The sequence below is a fragment of the Mycobacterium simulans genome, assembly GCF_900232995.1.
Lineage (GTDB): Bacteria > Actinomycetota > Actinomycetes > Mycobacteriales > Mycobacteriaceae > Mycobacterium > Mycobacterium simulans.
The window spans coordinates 286226-289004 of the sequence record NZ_OCVX01000004.1 but is presented as its reverse complement, the minus strand read 5'-3'; the positions used below and the strand labels follow the sequence as shown (position 1 = coordinate 289004).

Annotated in this window: 1 protein-coding gene; it reads left to right on the top strand. The window is 78.0% G+C overall.

What is annotated here, in order from left to right:
• The coding region (locus tag MSIMFI_RS17460) for a PE family protein (protein ID WP_191498585.1) at positions 1 to 2779 on the top strand (2779 nt) is incomplete at both ends.

Here is a 2779-nt window from a genome sequence, read left to right as displayed (position 1 = left end):
GGGGGGAAGCGGGGGGGACGGTGGGTCGGGCGCTGCCGGCCAGAACGGCGGCGCCGGCGGTGACGCTGGCTTCATAGGCAAAGGCGGTAGCGGCGGCGTCGGTGGGGCTGGTGCGGCCGGAGGAACCGGCGGTCGTGGTGGGTTGTTGCTGGGATCCGGCGGGCACGGTGGAGCTGGCGGAACCGGTGGCGCCGGCGGTGCCGGTGGTGCTGCCCCGTTGATCGGATATGGCGGTGCCGGCGGGAGCGGCGGCAACGATCCCGGCGGTTACGGCGGCAACGGTGGTGCCGGCGGTCGTGGCGGGTTGCTGTTCGGTGACGGTGGCGTCGGCGGGCCTGGCGGGACCGGTGGTGTGGGCAGCGGTAGCGGCGGGGCTGGCGGTAACGCCGTATTGATTGGCTCCGGTGGCGACGGAGGTGCGGGAGGGACTGGTGGCGCCGGTGCTGCCGGCGCTGATGGTGGGGCTGGCGGGACCGGCGGCGCTGGCGGGAACGCCGGTGTGATCGGCTTCGGTGGTCACGGCGGCGCCGGTGGCGACGGCGGGGCCGGAGGGCTGGGCACCTCCGCCATCGCCGGCCAGCAGGGCGGTATGGGTGCATCCGGCGGCGCCGCGGGCGCGGGCGGGGCCGGCGGTCATGCGTGGATCGGCATCTCGGGCGACGGCGGCCACGGCGGTACCGGCGGAGTGGGTGGCAACGGCGGTGCGGGCGGCGCCGCCCTGGGCCTGGGTGACCAGGGCGGCCAGGGCGGCACCGGCGGCACCGGCGGGGCGGCCGGCGCGGGCGGCGCGGCCGGTGGGTTCGGCGGGACCGCGGGCAGCGCGGGCAGAGGTGGTGTCGGGGGCACCGGCGGGACGGGTGGCACCGGTGGCGCCGGCCAGGGCGGCGCTAGCGACGCGAGCGCACCCACCGCCGGACTTCAGGGCGGCCAAGGGGGTGCCGGGGGCCAAGGCGGTGCCGGTGGTGCGGGAATCGGTGGTGTCGGAGGTGGCGCCGGTGGACAGGGCGGCATCGGTGGCCAAGGTGGCCAGGGTGGCCAAGGCGGAACGAACACCGGCACCGCCGGGGCGGCCGGTTCCGGGACCGACGGTGGCGCGGCGGGCGCGATCGGAACGGGCGGGAAAGGCGGCACCGGCGGCAGCGGTGGCTACGGCAGCAGTGGCCAGTCCGGCATGTCCGGCGGCTCGCCGAGCGCCGGCGGCCAGGGCGGCGACGGCGGCGCTGGCGGCCAGGGTGGCACGGGTGGCGCGGGCATCGGTGGGGTCGGCGGCGGCCAAGGTGGGCAGGGCGGCGTCGGTGGCCAGGGCGGCCAGGGCGGCCAGGGTGGCGCCAATACCTTCGGCACCGGTAGCAGCGGTGCCGAAGGCGGTCGGGGCGGCACTGGAGGCGCCGCCGGGGCGGCTGGCTCCGGAATCGACGGCGGAGCGGACGGCGCCGCTGGCACCGGCGGCCGGGGCGGCGCGGGCGGCGACGGCGGGGCCGGCGCCACCGGGTCCACCGCCGCCACACCCCACGACACCGGGTCCACCGGCGGCAAGGGTGGAGCCGGCGGCCAAGGTGGCGCGGGTGGCGCCGGTAATGGCGGCACCAACGGCTCCGGCGGAGCCGGCGGCGCCGGCGGACGCGGTGGCCAAGGCGGCGCGGGATACGCGGACGACGGCACCAACAACGCCACCGCCGGCGGTACGGGCGGCACCGGCGGCACCGGTGGCACCGCGGGCGCGGTCGGTACTGGCGGCACCGGCGGTAGCGCGGGCTCCGGCGGCGCTGGCGGCGCCGGTGGTCAGGGCGGCCAAGGTGGCAGCAGCACAACTCTCCACGACACAGCGGGCCCAGGGGGTCAAGGCGGCGAGGGTGGTCAGGGCGGCCTGGGCGCCACCGGCCCTGCCTCGGGAACCGGCTCCACCGGCGGTCAAGGCGGCCAAGGAGGTCAAGGCGGCCAGGGTGGCAACGCCGCCAACGGCGCAAACAACGGCAGGGGCGGTCAGGGCGGCCAAGGTGGCGCCGGCGGCACCGGCGGCTTCGGCTACAACGACGACGGCGCCAACAACGCCGGCGCCGGCGGGACAGGCGGTGCCGGCGGCCAAGGCGGCGCCGGCGGCGCGCCGGGCACCGGCGGCTTCCCAGGCCAGAGCTTCGGCCAGGCCGGGCAGGGCGGTGCCGGCGGCAAGGGCGGCCAAGGCGGCGCCACCACCAGCGCCGGCCACGTCGCCGGCGACGGCGGAACAGGCGGCCAGGGCGGTCAGGGCGGCACCGGCGCCCACGGCGTGACGCCTTCCGGCGCGGTCGCAGACCCCGCCGGCACCGGCGGCCAAGGCGGCACCGGCGGCGAAGGTGGCGCCGGCGGCAGCGCCGTCTCCGACGCAACCAATGGCAGTGGTGGCCAGGGCGGTCAGGGCGGTCAAGGGGGTACTGGCGGCGCCGGCTACAACGACGACGGCTCCGACAACGCCGGCTCGGGTGGCAGCGGCGGGATCGGTGGCCAAGGCGGTGCTGGCGGTGCGGCCGGCACGGGAGGCAATGGTGGGAGCGCAGGGGCAGCCGGCGATGGCGGCACCGGCGGTACCGGTGGCGACGGCGGCTCCGGCAAGGCCGGCAAAGCCACCACCGTGCCTCGCGACGGCGGCCCGGGCGCCAACGGTGGCGCCCGGGCCGCCGGCGCGAGGGACGGGGGGGGCGTTGGCCCGTCTCCTATACACATCTCCGAGCCCACGGGACAGGGAGAAATATCGTATGCCGTCTGCTGGTTGGAAAAAAAAAAACGAGAGAGCACACAGACG